Raw genomic sequence first — 15598 nt, 5'->3', positions numbered from 1 at the left:
GAACAACCAGCTCGTGTACGACGGGCCGGCCGTACGCGCGAACGCGCCGCCCGCACCACCGGAACGGCACTCGACAAGGGAGACACACCTTGAGATCCCCCACCGGCAGTCGTCTGCTGAGACGAGCCACGGCCATCCTGGCCGCGGTGGCGATTCCGCTCGCCGCCATGGTCGGGCTCGCCAGCCCCGCCCAGGCGGCCGGCGCCACCGCGACCTACCAGCAAACCGGGGACTGGGGCACCGGCTTCGGCGGCAAGTGGACGGTGAAGAACACCGGCACCGCCCCGATCTCGTCCTGGACCATTTCCTGGGACTTCCCCGCGGGCACCACCGTCACCTCCGCCTGGGACGCGGACGTCACCAACTCCGGCACCACCTGGACCGCCAAGAACAAGTCGTACAACGGCAGCCTGGCCCCCGGCGCCAGCGTCAGCTTCGGCTTCAACGGCTCCGGCAGCGGCGGCGGCACCGTCACCAACTGCACCCTGAACGGCGACCCCTGCGACGGCGGCGGCGTCCCCGGCGACAACCCGCCCTCCGCTCCCGGCACGCCCAGCGCCGGGACCATCACCGACACCTCCGTCGCGCTGAGCTGGACGGCGGCCACCGACGACAAGGGGATCAAGAACTACGACGTGTACCGCGGCAGCTCCAAGGTCGCCACGGTCACCGACACGACGTACACCGACACCGGCCTGAACGCCGGGTCGACGTACACCTACAGCGTGCGCGCCCGCGACACCGCCGACCAGGTCGGCCCGGCGAGCGGCTCCCGGACCGTGACCACCACGGGCGGCGGCCCCGGCCCCGGCCCGGGCGACAAGATCAAGATGGGGTACTTCACCGAGTGGGGCGTCTACCAGCGCAACTACCACGCGAAGAACCTCGACACCTCCGGCGCGGCCGCGAAGCTCACCCACATCAACTACGCCTTCGGCAACGTCCAGAACGGCCGCTGCACCATGGGTGACTCCTTCGCGGCCATCGACAAGAACTACACCGCCGGCCAGAGCGTCGACGGCGTCGGCGACACCTGGGACCAGCCGCTGCGCGGCAACTTCAACCAGCTGCTCAAGCTGAAGAAGAAGCACCCGCACCTGAAGATCCTCTGGTCCTTCGGCGGCTGGACCTGGTCCGGCGGCTTCGGCCAGGCCATGCAGAACCCGGCCGCGTTCGCCAAGTCCTGCTACGACCTGGTGTACGACCCTCGCTGGCAGGGCCTGTTCGACGGCATCGACCTCGACTGGGAGTACCCCAACGCCTGCGGCCTGTCCTGCGACACCAGCGGTCCCGCGGTGATGCGCGAGATGATGCAGGCGTTCCGTGCCGAGTTCGGCCCCGACAAGCTGCTCACCGCCGCCATCACGGCCGACGCCTCCGGCGGCGGCAAGATCGACAAGGCCGACTACGCCGGCGCGGCGCAGTACGTCGACTGGTACAACGTCATGACGTACGACTTCTTCGGCGCCTGGGACGCGCAGGGCCCCACCGCCCCGCACTCCCCGCTGACGTCGTACGCCGGCATCCCGATCCCGGAGTTCAACTCCGACTCGGCGATCCAGAAGCTCAAGGGCATGGGCATCCCGTCGGAGAAGCTGCTGCTCGGCATCGGCTTCTACGGCCGCGGCTGGACCGGCGTGACCCAGACCGAACCCGGCGGCAGCGCCACCGGGCCGGCGCCCGGCAAGTACGAGCAGGGCATCGACGACTACAAGGAGCTGAAGAACAGGTGCCCGGTCTCCGGCACCGTCGCGGGCACCGCGTACGCGCACTGCGGCCAGCAGTGGTGGAGCTACGACACCCCGCAGACCATCGCCGGGAAGATGACGTACGCCAAGAACCAGAACCTCGGCGGCGCGTTCATCTGGGAGATGAGCGGTGACACCGCGAACGGCGAGCTGATGACCGCGGTCCACAACGGTCTCGGCTAGAGCCCGACCCTCAGACGGGCCTGAGCCCGGGGTATCCGGCGTGCGCTCGCCTCCCCGCCCCGGGTTCAGGCCCTTTCCCGTCCACACCGGCACGCACCCGATACGCACGACAACGCGCACCCACCGCCCCACCGCCACGGCGGACAACGTGCGCTCGCCTCCCGGGTTCAGGCCCTTTCGCCCGTCCCACGAGCGAGTGACCTCCGCGCGCTACGCCACGTTGACGCGCTGGCCGGGCGGGGCCGCCTCCAGCCAGGCGAGAAAGCCGGTGAGCGCGTCCTCGCTCATCGCCAGCTCGATCCGGTCCTCGTCGTGCCGGCAGGCCAGCACGACGGCGTCGGAGAGCAGCGCCAGCTCCTCCTCGCCCGCGGGGGCCCGGCGCTCCAGCACCTCGATGGCGTCCCGCCGCAGCACGCGGCGCGGCCTCGGCGCGTACGAGAAGACGCGGAACCACTCGATGACGTCACCGCTGTAGCGGGCGACGCCGTACGCCCAGCCCTTGCCGGGCCGGGCCGCCTTCGGGCCCCAGCGCAGGCTGCAGTCGAAGGTGCCGCCGGCCCGCTGGATGAGCCGGCGGCGCAGTCCGAAGAGGAAGAGGCCGAGCAGCAGCAGCGCGACCGCCGCCCCGGCCAGCAGCAAAGCGAGGAACATCTCCACAGACCTCCTCGCCGCTCCTCTCGCGTGGCCTCAGCGAACGCCCGCCACGGCCAGGAGCCGTACTTCCGCGCGTCGTTCCGCCTCCGCGTCCGTGTCCGACTTGGCCCGCTCCAGGGCGCGCTCCGCGCGCTCCACGTCGATCTCGTCGGAGAGCTCGGCGATCTCGGCGAGCAGCGAGAGCTTGTTGTCCGCGAAGGAGATGAAGCCGCCGTGCACGGCCGCCACGACCGTGCCGTCGCCGTTGCCGCCCGCGGTGCGGATCGTCACCGGGCCGGAGACGAGGACGGTGAGCAGCGGCTGGTGTCCGGGCATGATGCCGATGTCGCCGGACGGGGTGCGCGCGATGACTCGCGTGGCCTCGCCGGACCAGACGCTACGGTCCGCGGCGACCAACTCGACGTGCAGCTCGGCCACTGTGGCTCCTCAACTGGGGTTTAGCAGAGAATAACTGGTTTGCGGGCCGGGGCGGGGCGAACCCCGCCCCCGATTGGCTCGGAGCCAATGGAAACCCTGGGCGCGCCCGTCAGGAGACGCCCAGCTCCTTGGCCTTGGCCTTCAGGTCCTCCAGGCCACCGCACATGAAGAACGCCTGCTCGGGGAAGTGGTCGTACTCGCCGTCGGCGATCGCGTTGAACGCGGCGATCGACTCGTCCAGCGGCACGTCCGATCCGTCGAGGCCGGTGAACTGCTTCGCCGCGTGGGTGTTCTGCGACAGGAAGCGCTCGATCCGGCGCGCCCGGGAGACGGTGAGCTTGTCCTCCTCGGACAGCTCGTCCATACCCAGAATGGCGATGATGTCCTGGAGGTCCTTGTACTTCTGCAGGATCGCCTTGACCCGGGTGGCGCACTCGTAGTGCTCCTGCGCGATGTAGCGCGGGTCCAGCACCCGGGAGGTGGAGGCCAGCGGGTCCACCGCGGGGTAGATGCCCTTCTCGGAGATCGGACGGGACAGCTCCGTCGTCGCGTCCAGGTGGGCGAAGGTGGTCGCCGGGGCCGGGTCGGTGTAGTCGTCCGCGGGCACGTAGATCGCCTGCATCGAGGTGATGGAGTGACCGCGGGTGGAGGTGATGCGCTCCTGGAGCAGACCCATCTCGTCGGCCAGGTTCGGCTGGTAGCCCACCGCGGAGGGCATGCGGCCCAGCAGGGTGGAGACCTCCGAGCCGGCCTGGGTGAAGCGGAAGATGTTGTCGATGAAGAACAGCACGTCCTGCTTCTGCACGTCGCGGAAGTACTCCGCCATCGTGAGGCCGGCCAGGGCGACGCGCAGCCGGGTGCCCGGCGGCTCGTCCATCTGCCCGAAGACCAGGGCGGTCTGCGGGAGCACGCCGGACTCGGCCATCTCCTCGATCAGGTCGTTGCCCTCACGGGTGCGCTCGCCGACGCCGGCGAAGACGGAGACGCCCTCGTGCAGCTTGGCGACACGCATGATCATCTCTTGGATGAGCACGGTCTTGCCGACGCCCGCGCCGCCGAAGAGGCCGATCTTGCCGCCCTTGACGTACGGGGTGAGCAGGTCGACGACCTTCAGACCGGTCTCGAACATCTCGGTCTTGGCTTCGAGCTGGTCGAAGGCCGGGGCCTTGCGGTGGATCGCCCAGCGCTCGGTGATCTCCGACTCGTCGACCTCGTCGTTGAGGATCTCACCCAGGGTGTTGAACACCCGGCCCTTGGTGACGTCGCCGACGGGGACCGTCAGGCCCTCGCCGGTGTCGGTCACCGGGGCCTGGCGGACCAGGCCGTCGGTGGGCTGCATGGAGATGGCGCGGACCAGACCCTCGCCGAGGTGCTGGGCGACCTCCAGGGTCAGCACCTTGGTCTCGCCCGCGTTGGCGGGGTCGGCGACCTCGACGGTCAGCGCGTTGTAGATGTCGGGCATCGCGTCGACGGGGAACTCCACGTCGACGACCGGGCCGATGACCCGCGCGACGCGGCCGGTCGCCGTGCCGGTCGCGGGGGCAGTCGTGGCAGTGGTCATGGTTATCGGTCACTCCCCGCAGAGGCGTCGGCCAGGGCGTTCGCACCACCGACGATCTCGCTGATTTCCTGGGTGATTTCGGCCTGGCGGGCCTGGTTGGCAAGCCGTGTGAGCGACTTGATGAGCTCCTCGGCGTTGTCGGTCGCCGACTTCATCGCGCGCCGGGTGGCGGCGTGCTTGGAGGCGGCCGACTGCAGCAGAGCGTTGTAGATCCGGCTCTCGACGTACCGCGGGAGCAGCGCGTCGAGCACGCCGTCCGCGGACGGCTCGAAGTCGTACAGCGCCTGGTACTCCTGCTCCTTCTTCCGCGCCTCCTCGAAGACCTCCATCGACTCCTCGGCGGTCCTCTCGAACACGATCGGCAGCAGGCGCTTGTCCACCGCGGTCTGCGTCATCATCGAGTGGAACTCGGTGTAGACGATGTGGATCTCGTCCACGCCGCCCTCCGAGGTCGCCTTGTTCAGCGCGTCGATGAGGGGCGCGGCCACCTTCTTCGCGTCGGCGTACGTCGGGTTGTCCGTGAACCCGGTCCACGACTCGGCCACCGGCCGCCCGCGGAAGCCGAAGTAGGACACGCCCTTGCGGCCGACGACGTAGTGGTCGACCTGCCGGCCCTCGCCGGTCAGCCGGTTGGTCAGCGCCTCGGTCTGCTTGATGGCGTTGGAGTTGTAGCCGCCGGCCAGCCCGCGGTCGCTGGTGATCATCAGCACCGCGGCCCGGACGGGGCGCTCCACCTCGGTGGTCAGCGGGTGCTTGGTCCCGGAGCCCGCCGCCACCGCCGTGACCGCGCTGGTCAGCTCGGTCGCGTAGGGGGTGGAGGCCGCCACCTGGCGCTGCGCCTTGACGACGCGCGAGGCGGCGATCATCTCCATCGCCCGGGTGATCTTCTTGGTCGCAGAGACGCTACGGATCCGCCTCTTGTAGACCCGCATCTGGGCGCCCATGGTCAGCCCTCGCCCAGCAGCTTGCCGTCCGAGGTCTCGAACTGCCGCTTGAAGGACTCGACCGCCTCGCGCAGCGCCTCGATGGTCTCGTCGCCCATCTTGCCGCCCTCGCGGATGCCCGTGAGCAGGTCCTTCTGCTCGCGGTGCAGGTGGTCCAGCAGCTCGCGCTCGAAACGCTTGACGTCCGCAACGGGCACGTCGTCCAGGATGCCGTTGGTGCCGGACCACACGGAGACGACCTGGTCCTCGGTGGGGAAGGGCGCGTACTGCGCCTGCTTCATCAGCTCCATCATCCGCTGGCCCCGCTCCAGGGCCGCCTTGGAGGCGGCGTCCAGGTCGGAGCCGAAGGCGGCGAACGCCTCCAGCTCGCGGAACTGCGCCAGGTCGAGCTTCAGCCGGCCGGAGACCTGCCGGATCGCCCGGTGCTGGGCGGCGCCGCCGACGCGGGAGACGGAGATGCCGACGTTCAGCGCCGGGCGCTGGCCCGAGTTGAACAGGTCGGACTCCAGGAAGCACTGGCCGTCGGTGATGGAGATCACGTTGGTCGGGATGTACGCCGACACGTCGTTGGCCTTGGTCTCGATGACCGGCAGGCCCGTCATCGAGCCGGCGCCCATCTCGTCGGAGAGCTTGGCGCAGCGCTCCAGCAGCCGGGAGTGCAGGTAGAAGACGTCGCCGGGGTACGCCTCGCGGCCCGGCGGGCGGCGCAGCAGCAGCGACACGGCGCGGTACGCCTCGGCCTGCTTGGACAGGTCGTCGAAGATGATCAGGACGTGCTTGCCCTGGTACATCCAGTGCTGGCCGATGGCCGAGCCGGTGTAGGGGGCCAGGTACTTGAAGCCCGCCGGGTCGGACGCCGGGGCCGCCACGATCGTGGTGTACTCCAGGGCGCCGGCCTCCTCCAGCGCGCCGCGCACGCTGGCGATGGTGGAGCCCTTCTGGCCGATCGCCACGTAGATGCAGCGGACCTGCTTGCTCGGGTCGCCGGAGCGCCAGTTGTCGCGCTGGTTGATGATCGTGTCGATGCCGAGGGCGGTCTTGCCGGTCTGCCGGTCACCGATGATCAGCTGGCGCTGGCCGCGGCCGATGGGGGTCATCGCGTCGACGGCCTTGTAGCCGGTCTCCATCGGCTCGTGCACCGACTTGCGCTGCATGACCGTGGGGGCCTGCAGCTCCAGCGCACGGCGCCCCTCGGTGGCGATCTCACCGAGGCCGTCCACCGCGTTGCCCAGGGGGTCGATGACCCGGCCCAGGTAACCGTCGCCGACCGGCACGGAGAGGACCTCGCCGGTACGGGTGACCGACTGCCCCTCCTCGATGCCCCTGAACTCGCCGAGGACGACCGCACCGATCTCCCGCTCCTCCAGGTTGAGGGCGAGGCCGAGGGTGCCGTCCTCGAACTTCAGCAGCTCGTTCGCCATCGCCGAGGGCAGCCCCTCGATCTTGGCGATACCGTCCATGGCCTGCGATACCGTGCCGACCTCTTCGCGCGAGGCCGCGTCCGGCTGGTACGACTGGACATAGCTCTCCAGCGCGTCCCGGATCTCCTCCGGCCGGATCGTGAGCTCCGCCATCTGGGTTCCCTGCTCTCCTTGTTGGGCCCGTAAGTTCTTGCGTCCACGGCCCAACTCGGGCCGCTGTGATGCTCTGGAGTTGGTGTGTGACGGCCGGTGACCGTCAGCCCGCCATGCCGCGCTTCACCTCGTCGAGGCGGTCGGCGACGGAGCCGTTGATGACCTCGTCGCCCACCCGCACCGAGATCCCGCCGAGGACCCCGGGGTCCACGTCCAGGTTCAGGTGCATGTCCCGGCCGTACAGCCGGGACAGCGCGGCGCCCAGGCGCTCCTTCTGCCCGTCGCTGAGCGGCACTGCGGTGGACACGACGGCGACCATCCGGTCCCGGCGCTCCGCGGCGAGCTTGGACAGGGCCTCCAGGCCCCCTTCCAGGCTACGGCCCCGCGGCCGCTCCACGAGCCGGACGACCAGCCGCTCGGTGACCGGGTTCGCCCGGCCGCCCAGCAGCGAGTGCAGCAGCTCGGCCTTGGCGGCGCCGGTGCCCACCCGGTCGGTGAGCGCACCGCGCAGCTGCTTGTCGGCGGAGACGATCCGGCCGAACCGGAACAGCTCGTCCTCGACGTCGTCCAGCTGCCCCGCGCGCTGCGCGGCGGTGAGGTCCGCGGTGTCGGCGAGCTCTTCGAGCACGTCGACCAGGTCACGCGCGCGCGACCAGCGGGCCCGTACCATCCCGGCGACCAGGTCGGCGGCCTGGCCGCCGAGCTGCCCGCCGAGGACCCGGCCGACCAGCTCGGCCTTGGCCTCGCCGGGCTGCGCCGGGTCGGTCAGCGCCCGCCGCAGCGTCACCTCGCGGTCCAGCAGCGCGGTCACGGCGGCCAGCTCCCCGGCCAGCGCGGCCGCGTCGACCGAGGTGCTGTCGGTCAGCGCGTCGAGCTGTTCCCGGGCGGCGGCCAGCGCCTCGCGGCTCGCCCCGTTCATGCCCCGGCCTCGGCCTTCGTCCCGGACTGGCCGGCGGCCTGGGCCTCCAGCTCGTCCAGGAACCGGTCGACGACCCGGCTCTGCCGGGCGTGGTCCTCCAGGGACTCGCCGACCAGCCGGCCGGCCAGGTCGGTGGCGAGCGTGCCGACGTCCTGGCGCAGCGCCAGCGAGGCGGCCTTCTTGTCGGCCTCGACCTGGGCGTGACCGGCGGCGATGATCTCCTCACGCTGCCGCTGGCCCTCGGCCCGCATCTCGGCGATGAGGGCCGCACCCTGCTCGCGAGCCTCCTCGCGCAGCCGGTTGGCCTCGTGCCGGGCCTCGGCGAGCTGGGCCTTGTACTGGTCCAGCGTCTGCTCCGCCTCGATCTGGGCGGCCTCGGCCTTCTCCATGCCGCCCTCGATGGCCGCGCGCCGCTCCTCGAGCACCTCGTTGATGCGCGGCAGGAGCTTCTTGGCCAGCAGCGCGAAGACGATCAGGAAGGCGATCAGGCCGATGACGAGTTCCGGCATCGGCGGGACGAGCGGGTTCTGCTCCTCCTCCGCCGCGATCTGCAGGAGATTCACATCGGTGCCTTTCGTCGGAAAGAGGCTGATCAGTACACGAACGGCATGACGATGCCGATGAGGGCGAGCGCCTCACAGAAGGCGAAGCCCAGAATCATGTTCTGCCGGATCAGGCCGACGGCCTCGGGCTGGCGGGCCATGGCCTGCACGCCGTTACCGAAGATGTAACCGATGCCGACACCGGGGCCGATCGCGGCGAGGCCGTAACCGATCGAGTCGACGCTGCCTTCGATCGCGGCCAGGGTCTCCATCGCAGCCATGTGCTTTCTTCCTTCTCTTCTGCCGAACCGGTGGGGGTTGGCCACCGGACGAATGGGGGGGTGTGCGGGTGGTACGGGGGTCTCAGTGCGCCTCTTCGAGGGCACCGGAGATGTAGCTGGCCGTCAGCACGACGAACACGTACGCCTGCACGGCCTGGATGAACAGCTCGAAGACGATCATCACGATGACCAGGCCGAAGGCGAACGGCGCGAACGCAAAGCCCAGGTCGTTCATGAAGAACCAGGTGGCGATCGTGAACATCACCAGCAGCAGGTGGCCGGCGAACATGTTGGCGAAGAGCCGGACCGCGTGCGTGAACGGCCGCACGAGCACGTTCGAGAAGAACTCGATCAGCATGACCAGCGGCAGCACCGCACCGAGCGACTTGTCGTAGCCGGTGAGGTTCTTGAACCCGCCGACGAAGCCGTGCCGCTTGAAGGTCAGGGTCATCCAGGTCACCCAGACCAGGATCGCCAGCGCCGCCGGGAAGGCGATGATCGAGGTCACCGGGAACTGGGCGAGCGGGATGATCGACCAGAGGTTCATCAGCCAGACGAAGAAGAAGAGGGAGACCAGCAGCGGCACCCACTTCTCGCCCTCCTTCTTGCCGATGGTCTCGTAGACGATGCCGCGGCGCACGAAGTCGTAGCCGGACTCGGCGACCATCTGCAGCTTGCCCGGGACGACCTTCGGGGTGGCGAACGCCTTCCAGAAGAAGAGGCACAGCAGCGCGGTCGTGATCAGCGCCAGCAGGATCGGCTTGTTGAACTCGAAGCCGCCGATCTCGAACATCGGCTTGAAGACGAACGAGTGCAGGCCGGGGGACTGGAAGCCGCAACCGCCGTCAACGAAGATCTTGCAACTCGCGTCGAAAGCGAGCGTCGTATCAGCAGCACTCACCGGCGAGCTCCTTCGGTGTGACGCATGGCTACGGCAACCTCAATGTGTCGGCGTTGTGCACCGCTGGAGAGCGGTACGTGACAGGACGGGATCCGGCCGGCGGGGTGCGGTGCGGCCCTGCGGCCCACGGCGCACGCGCGCACCGGCGCGGCACGGGGACGATAGCAGTAGCGGATCACCGCTCGGGCGGCGCCCCTCATCGCCCGGCCTCGGTGGTACTGCCGGAGCGCTGTTCACCCGCTCCGGCGGCTCGCTCCGGCTCCACGTACGGCATCTTCAGCCGGAAGTGGGTACGTCCCATGGCGGCGGTGAACACCAGCGCCGCGGCGAGCACGGTGAGCCCGAAGGCCCGGGTGCTGAAGAGCGTCGTGTCCTTGAACAGCCCCATCACGACCGCGAGCAGCAGGATCTGGGTGGTGTAGGTCAGCAGCGCGATTCCCATGAACAGTTCGGGGTGCTTGCGGGAGAAGTGCTGCAGTGCGAAGAGACCGAGACCGAAGAAGGCGAGGACCACCACGGTGGCTGCGGCGGCTCCCACACCGCCCTTCACGCCGGCCACGAGTGAACTGACGACACTCGCGACGACGCCGGCGAGGGCGGTCGGGATCGCGGCGCCACGGAGGATCCGGGCGTCGTTGACCTGCATATGAGGAGTCTCCGGCGGGAGTCGGGAGCAACTGGTCGACGGTGACGAGCACGTCCCCGGAGCGAGTGCACCGCTTGACGGGGCATCGCGCCAGAGAACCGTCGCACTACGGTCCTTCGGCTCTGCACCGGGTTCTCGTGAACGGTATCACAAGCATCTTGACCCGAGCTTTACTCGGGAAGTGTGCCGCCCGTCACACGAAGGGGGCCATCTCGGCCGCGTTATCCCGCTCACCAGGAGATATGCCTGCTAAGGGGTCAATGTCCCGCGCGCCGCCACCGGGACCGCTCCCCCACGGCGGTGGAGCCGCTGATCCCGGCGGGCACCAGCTCGTGCTCCTGTGAACCCTTTGCCCCGCCCGTCCCGTTCGCGGCGGTCCCGCCGGCCGGCGCCGGGCCGCCCGGCGGGTCCGTACCCGCGCCGGGGCCGCCGCCCCGCCCGCCGCCGGAACCGCCGCCGGGCCGCGGGCGCCGGTAGCGCGGCGGCACCAGCCTGTCGGCCCACGACGGCGTCTTCGGGGCGAACCGCGGCAGCAGCAACAGCACCAGCCCGGCGGCGCTCAGGCCCACCGCCACCAGCACCACCCACACGTTGTCGGCCTGCACCGAGAAGGCCACCATCCCGAACGCGACCAGCGCCGACCAGAAGTACATGAGGAGCACGGCCCGCATGTGCGAGTGGCCCATCTCCAGCAGCCGGTGGTGCAGATGCCCGCGGTCGGCCGCGAACGGCGACTGGCCGCGCCAGGTGCGCCGTACGACGGCCAGCACCAGGTCCAGCATCGGGATGGCCAGGATCGTCAGCGGCAGCACCAGCGGGATGAACACCGGCACCGTCGAGCGCACCGCCTGCTTCTCGCTGCCGGCGAAGACCTTCAGCGAGTCCGGGTCCACCTGGCCGGTGATGGAGATCGCCCCGGCGGCCAGCACCAGGCCCAGCAGCATCGAGCCGGAGTCGCCCATGAAGATCCGCGCGGGGTGCACGTTGTGCGGCAGGAAGCCGACGCACATGCCCAGCAGCACGGCGGAGAACAGCGCGGCGGGGGCGGCGGCCTCGATGCCGTAGCCGAACCAGATCCGGTACGCGTACATGAAGAACGCCGCCGAGGCGATGCCCACCATGCCGGCGGCCAGCCCGTCGAGGCCGTCCACGAAGTTCACGGCGTTGATCGAGATCACGACGAGCGCGACGGTCAGCAGCGTGCCCTGCATCGGCGTCAGCACCACCGTGCCCACGCCCGGGACCGGGATCCACAGGATCGTCAGGCCCTGGAGCACCATGACGCCCGCGGCGATCATCTGCGCGCCCAGCTTGAGCAGGGCGTCCACGCCCCACTTGTCGTCCAGCACGCCGATCAGCCAGATCAGCGCGGCCCCGGACAGCAGCGCCTTCGGCTCGTTGAGCTCGAAGACCCGCTCGAAGGCCTGCAACTGCGACGCGACGAGCAGCGCGGCGCACATCCCGCCGAACATGGCGATGCCGCCCAGTCTCGGCGTCGGCTCGCTGTGCACGTCACGGTCCCGGATTTCCGGCATCGCGCCGGCCGCGATCGCGAACTTCCGCACCGGGCCGGTCAGCAGATACGTGACAGCGGCTGCGATGCACAGCGTCAGCAGGTATTCACGCACAAGCTGCCCCAGAGGTTTCGCTGTTCCGTTCAGCCACACACATTAGCCCGCCCGCGGGCCCGGCGTTCTCCGGTACGGGTGTGAAGGCCCGCCCGGGCCCGTACAGAAGGAGACCCGCGAGGCGTCCGAGCGGTTGCATCCGGCCATTATCCGGCCGGACCCCGCCGGCGCGCCCGGCGCGGTGCGGCCGCTGGCAGGCCGCTATCCGGCCGTGGCCGCCGGCACGCCCGTGAGCGCCGTCACCACCGGATCGAGCGCCTGCCCGATCTCGTCGCCGATACGCCGGAAGTACGGCACCGGCGCCCCGTACGGGTCGTACACCTCGTCCGCGGCCGGGCTGGGGGCCAGCAGCCAGCCGCGCAGCGCCGCCGCGGCCCGCACCAGCGCGTGCGCCCGCGCCACCGGCCCCTCGCGGGCGGGCGGCAGCGTCGCGGCGTCTATGGCCCGTACCAGCCGGGCGAACTCCTTGAGCGTGAACGTGCGCAGCCCGGCGGAGTGCCCCATGGAGATCACCTGCGCCCGGTGGTCCCGGGTCGCGGTCAGCACCAGATCCGCCCGGATCACGTGCTCGTCGCGCAGCTCGCGGGCCGCGAACCCGTCCGGGTCCGCCCCCGACTCGCGCAGCACCGTCGCGGCGTGCGCCTCCATCGGCGCGCCCTCGTGGCCCCAGGTGCCCGCGCTCTCCACGGCGATGCCCGCCGCCGGCCGGGGGCCGAGGCGGACGTCGAGGGCATGCCGCGTCAGCCGCTCGGTGATCGGCGAGCGGCAGACGTTGCCGGTGCTGACGTGGAGGATCCGGAATCCCTGTATATCCCCCGTGCGCCCTTCGGGCGCGGTCAACTGGCGACCTCAAGCCCGCCCGCGACCTCGCGCAGCTGCTCCGCGGTCACCGCGCCCTCGCGCAGCAGCACCGGCGTGCGGCCGGTGATGTCGACGATCGAGGACGGCACCGCGGCGGGCGTCGGGCCGCCGTCGAGGTAGACCGAGACGGACTCGCCCAGCATCTCCTGCGCGGCGTCGCACTCCTGCGGGGCGGGGTGGCCGGTGAGGTTGGCGCTGGAGACGGCCATCGGGCCGACCTCCTTGAGCAGTTCGAGCGCCACCGGGTGCAGCGGCATGCGCACCGCCACCGTGCCGCGGGTCTCGCCCAGGTCCCAGGTCAGCGACGGCTGGTGGGTGGCGACGACGGTCAGCGCGCCCGGCCAGAAGGCGTCGATCAGCTCCCACGCCTCCTCGCTGAGGTCCTTGACCAGGCCGTGCAGCGTGTTCGGCGAGCCGATCAGCACCGGCGTGGGCATGTTGCGGCCGCGGCCCTTGGCGTCCAGCAGCGCCGCCACCGCCTCGTCGGCGAAGGCGTCGGCGCCGATGCCGTAGACGGTGTCGGTGGGCAGGACGACCAGCTCGCCGCGGCGGACGGCGGACGCGGCCTCGCGCAGCCCGGTCCTGCGATCGGCCGCATCGCTGCAGTCGTAGCGCCGTGCCATGTCAATCTCCTTCTCAGGTACGGACCCTGCGGGCGGTCGCGAATCGAGGCCGGTTGTTGAGGTCGGGGTGGTCGGCGGCGTCCGCCCAGCCGCGTTCCTCGGGGAAGAGCCACGGCACCTGGCCGCCCTGGGTGTCGGCGTGCTCGACGACCACCACCCCGCCGGGGCGCAGCAGCCGTCTCGCGGCGGCCTCCAGACCGCGGATGAGGTCGAGGCCGTCCTCGCCGGAGAAGAGCGCGGCCTGCGGGTCGTGGTCGCGGGCTTCCGGGGCGACGTGCTCCCACTCGGTCAGCGGGATGTACGGCGGGTTGCTGACGACCAGGTCGACCTGGCCGTTCAGCTCGGGCAGCGCGGTGCGCGCGTCTCCATGGTGCAGCACGACGCGGGCGCCGCCGTCGTTGTGCGCGGCGTTCTTGCGCGCCCAGCCGAGCGCCGTCTCCTCCAGCTCGACGGCGTGCACGGCGGCCCGCGGCACCTCCTGCGCCATGGCCAGCGCGATGGCGCCGGAGCCGGTGCACAGGTCGACGATCAGCGGCTCGACCACGTCCATCGCGCGCACCGCCGCTATGGCCCAGTCCACCACGGACTCGGTCTCCGGCCGCGGGACGAACACGCCGGGGCCCACCTGGAGTTCCAGATAGCGGAAGTAGGCGACGCCGGTGATGTGCTGGAGCGGCTCGCGGGCCTCGCGGCGGGCGACGGCCTCCCAGTAGCGGGCGTCGAAGTCGGCGTCGGCGACGCGGTGCAACTCGCCGCGGGGCACGCCGTGGACGTAGGCCGCCAGCTCCTCCGCGTCGAAGCGCGGGGAGGGCACGCCGGCGTCGGCGAGCCGCCGCGTGGCCTGGGCCACTTCGACGAGCAGCAGGTTCACGTTCCCTCCGGTCCCTTACGGCGTATCCGCGAGCGGTGGTCAGCCGGCGTCCGCGAGCTTGGCCGCGGCGTCCGCGTCCACGCAGGCCTGGATCACGGCGTCCAACTCCCCGTCGAGCACCTGGTCGAGGTTGTACGCCTTGAACCCGACCCGGTGGTCGGAGATGCGGTTCTCCGGGAAGTTGTACGTGCGGACGCGCTCCGACCGGTCCACCGTACGCACCTGGCTGCGGCGCGCGTCCGCCGCCTCCTTCTCGGCCTCCTCCTGCGCCTCGGCGAGCAGCCTCGCCCGCAGGATACGCATCGCCTGCTCCCGGTTCTGCAGCTGGCTCTTCTCGTTCTGGCAGGACACCACGATGCCGGTGGGCAGGTGCGTGATGCGTACCGCGGAGTCCGTCGTGTTGACGGACTGGCCGCCGGGCCCCGAGGAGCGGTAGACGTCGACGCGCAGGTCGTTGGGGCCGATCTCGACCTCGTCGACGTCCTCGGCCTCCGGCAGCACCAGCACGCCGGCCGCGGAGGTGTGGATCCGGCCCTGCGACTCGGTGGCCGGCACCCGCTGCACGCGGTGCACGCCGCCCTCGTACTTCAGCCGCGCCCACACGCCCGCGCCGGGCTCGGCGGGCGCGCCCTTCAGCTTCACGGAGACCGAGACGTCCTTGTAGCCGCCGAGGTCGGACTCGTTGGCGTCCAGCAGCTCCGTCTTCCAGCCCTGCCGCTCGGCGTAGCGCAGGTACATCCGCAGCAGGTCGCCGGCGAAGAGCGCGGACTCCTCGCCGCCCTCGCCGGCCTTGACCTCCAGGATGACGTTCTTCTCGTCGCTGGGGTCGCGCGGCACGAGCAGCAGCCGCAGCCGCTCGGTCAGCTCCTCCCGCTCCCGCTCCAGGCTCTTGGCCTCGGCCGCGAACTCCGGGTCCTCGGCGGCCAGCTCCCGGGCGGTGGCGGCGTCCTCTCGAGCGCGCTCCCAGGCGCGGTAGGCGGCGACGATCGGGGCCAGCTCGGCGTAGCGCTTGTTGAGCCTGGTGGCGCGGCGCTGGTCGGCGTGCACGCCGGGGTCGGCGAGCTGCTGCTCCAGGGCGGCGTGCTCGCCGATGAGATCCTTGACGACCTCGAACATCGTGGGGTGCTCCGTAGGGGAGGTAGCAGACCGGTCGGCGGGCGGGGGCGGGCGGCCGGACGGGACGAAAAACGTGCGCCGGCCCGGTCCGCCCTCATCGAAGGCGGCCGGCCCGGCGCACGCGGACGG

At 70.9% G+C, this 15598-nt stretch carries 16 protein-coding genes; 1 reads left to right on the top strand and 15 read right to left on the bottom strand.

Going from position 1 to position 15598, the window contains the following annotated elements; all coding sequences use genetic code 11:
* The first annotated feature begins 137 nt into the window (after positions 1-137).
* Complete coding sequence (locus ACHZ99_RS23765; protein WP_420306997.1) at positions 138-1931, top strand: glycosyl hydrolase family 18 protein; 1794 nt, start codon at positions 138-140, stop codon at positions 1929-1931.
* Positions 1932-2141: 210 nt separating this feature from the next.
* Here ACHZ99_RS23765 and ACHZ99_RS23760 read toward each other — a convergent pair whose 3' ends face one another.
* The 15 genes from ACHZ99_RS23760 to prfA all read right to left on the bottom strand — a co-directional run bounded on the left by ACHZ99_RS23760 (position 2142) and on the right by prfA (position 15469).
* The gene (locus tag ACHZ99_RS23760; protein WP_420306753.1) at positions 2142-2582 is read right to left on the bottom strand and encodes a DUF2550 domain-containing protein; all 441 of its coding nucleotides are present in this window, start codon (positions 2580-2582) and stop codon (positions 2142-2144) included.
* 36 nt (positions 2583-2618) lie between these two features.
* Positions 2619-3002: a F0F1 ATP synthase subunit epsilon gene (locus tag ACHZ99_RS23755; protein WP_420306752.1), complete on the bottom strand. Its 384-nt coding sequence runs from the start codon at positions 3000-3002 to the stop codon at positions 2619-2621.
* Between the two features lie 109 nt (positions 3003-3111).
* On the bottom strand, positions 3112-4563 hold the full coding sequence (gene atpD, locus ACHZ99_RS23750) for a F0F1 ATP synthase subunit beta (protein WP_420306751.1): 1452 nt from the start codon (positions 4561-4563) through the stop codon (positions 3112-3114).
* Between the two features lie 2 nt (positions 4564-4565).
* Positions 4566-5507, bottom strand: coding sequence for a F0F1 ATP synthase subunit gamma (locus ACHZ99_RS23745; protein ID WP_420306750.1), 942 nt, complete (start codon positions 5505-5507; stop codon positions 4566-4568).
* Positions 5508-5509: 2 nt separating this feature from the next.
* The gene (gene atpA, locus ACHZ99_RS23740; RefSeq protein WP_420306749.1) at positions 5510-7081 is read right to left on the bottom strand and encodes a F0F1 ATP synthase subunit alpha; all 1572 of its coding nucleotides are present in this window, start codon (positions 7079-7081) and stop codon (positions 5510-5512) included.
* A 103-nt stretch (positions 7082-7184) separates the two neighbouring features.
* Positions 7185-8000, bottom strand: coding sequence for a F0F1 ATP synthase subunit delta (locus ACHZ99_RS23735; protein ID WP_420306748.1), 816 nt, complete (start codon positions 7998-8000; stop codon positions 7185-7187).
* Positions 7997-8563, bottom strand: coding sequence for a F0F1 ATP synthase subunit B (locus ACHZ99_RS23730; RefSeq protein ID WP_420306747.1), 567 nt, complete (start codon positions 8561-8563; stop codon positions 7997-7999). The genes ACHZ99_RS23735 and ACHZ99_RS23730 overlap by 4 nt, the downstream gene beginning before the upstream one ends.
* A 29-nt stretch (positions 8564-8592) precedes the next feature.
* Entirely contained in the window at positions 8593-8823 is a 231-nt protein-coding gene (gene atpE / locus ACHZ99_RS23725) for an ATP synthase F0 subunit C (RefSeq protein WP_281621958.1), read from the bottom strand.
* An 82-nt stretch (positions 8824-8905) separates the two neighbouring features.
* Entirely contained in the window at positions 8906-9616 is a 711-nt protein-coding gene (gene atpB / locus ACHZ99_RS23720) for a F0F1 ATP synthase subunit A (RefSeq protein ID WP_420306996.1), read from the bottom strand.
* Positions 9617-9920: 304 nt separating this feature from the next.
* Positions 9921-10370, bottom strand: a complete 450-nt coding sequence (locus tag ACHZ99_RS23715) for a hypothetical protein (RefSeq protein ID WP_420306746.1) — start codon at positions 10368-10370, stop codon at positions 9921-9923.
* A gap of 257 nt (positions 10371-10627) precedes the next feature.
* The gene (locus ACHZ99_RS23710) at positions 10628-11998 is read right to left on the bottom strand and encodes an MraY family glycosyltransferase (RefSeq protein ID WP_420306745.1); all 1371 of its coding nucleotides are present in this window, start codon (positions 11996-11998) and stop codon (positions 10628-10630) included.
* A gap of 201 nt (positions 11999-12199) precedes the next feature.
* Positions 12200-12838, bottom strand: a complete 639-nt coding sequence (locus ACHZ99_RS23705; RefSeq protein WP_420306744.1) for a protein-tyrosine-phosphatase — start codon at positions 12836-12838, stop codon at positions 12200-12202.
* Positions 12835-13482: an L-threonylcarbamoyladenylate synthase gene (locus tag ACHZ99_RS23700; RefSeq protein ID WP_420306743.1), complete on the bottom strand. Its 648-nt coding sequence runs from the start codon at positions 13480-13482 to the stop codon at positions 12835-12837. Before ACHZ99_RS23700 ends, ACHZ99_RS23705 begins: the two co-directional genes overlap by 4 nt.
* Positions 13483-13495: 13 nt before the next feature.
* Positions 13496-14353, bottom strand: a complete 858-nt coding sequence (prmC, locus tag ACHZ99_RS23695; protein WP_420306742.1) for a peptide chain release factor N(5)-glutamine methyltransferase — start codon at positions 14351-14353, stop codon at positions 13496-13498.
* A gap of 39 nt (positions 14354-14392) precedes the next feature.
* Positions 14393-15469, bottom strand: a complete 1077-nt coding sequence (prfA, locus tag ACHZ99_RS23690; protein ID WP_420306741.1) for a peptide chain release factor 1 — start codon at positions 15467-15469, stop codon at positions 14393-14395.
* Positions 15470-15598: the final 129 nt, after the last annotated feature.

It is taken from the genome of Streptomyces sp. MAR4 CNX-425 (assembly GCF_048656465.1).
Lineage (GTDB): Bacteria > Actinomycetota > Actinomycetes > Streptomycetales > Streptomycetaceae > Streptomyces.
This window is presented reverse-complemented; position numbering and strand designations above follow the sequence as displayed.

What these genes read in the sequence shown, in the direction of transcription:
- atpD (WP_420306751.1), bottom strand. Translation starts at nt 4,563, where the DNA reads ATGACCACTGCCACGACTGCCCCCGCGACCGGCACGGCGACCGGCCGC.
- atpB (WP_420306996.1), bottom strand. Translation starts at nt 9,616, where the DNA reads ATGTTCGAGATCGGCGGCTTCGAGTTCAACAAGCCGATCCTGCTGGCG.
- ACHZ99_RS23700 (WP_420306743.1), bottom strand. Translation starts at nt 13,482, where the DNA reads ATGGCACGGCGCTACGACTGCAGCGATGCGGCCGATCGCAGGACCGGG.
- ACHZ99_RS23745 (WP_420306750.1), bottom strand. Translation starts at nt 5,507, where the DNA reads ATGGGCGCCCAGATGCGGGTCTACAAGAGGCGGATCCGTAGCGTCTCT.
- prfA (WP_420306741.1), bottom strand. Translation starts at nt 15,469, where the DNA reads ATGTTCGAGGTCGTCAAGGATCTCATCGGCGAGCACGCCGCCCTGGAG.
- ACHZ99_RS23715 (WP_420306746.1), bottom strand. Translation starts at nt 10,370, where the DNA reads ATGCAGGTCAACGACGCCCGGATCCTCCGTGGCGCCGCGATCCCGACC.
- atpE (WP_281621958.1), bottom strand. Translation starts at nt 8,823, where the DNA reads ATGGCTGCGATGGAGACCCTGGCCGCGATCGAAGGCAGCGTCGACTCG.
- ACHZ99_RS23735 (WP_420306748.1), bottom strand. Translation starts at nt 8,000, where the DNA reads ATGAACGGGGCGAGCCGCGAGGCGCTGGCCGCCGCCCGGGAACAGCTC.
- atpA (WP_420306749.1), bottom strand. Translation starts at nt 7,081, where the DNA reads ATGGCGGAGCTCACGATCCGGCCGGAGGAGATCCGGGACGCGCTGGAG.
- ACHZ99_RS23760 (WP_420306753.1), bottom strand. Translation starts at nt 2,582, where the DNA reads ATGTTCCTCGCTTTGCTGCTGGCCGGGGCGGCGGTCGCGCTGCTGCTG.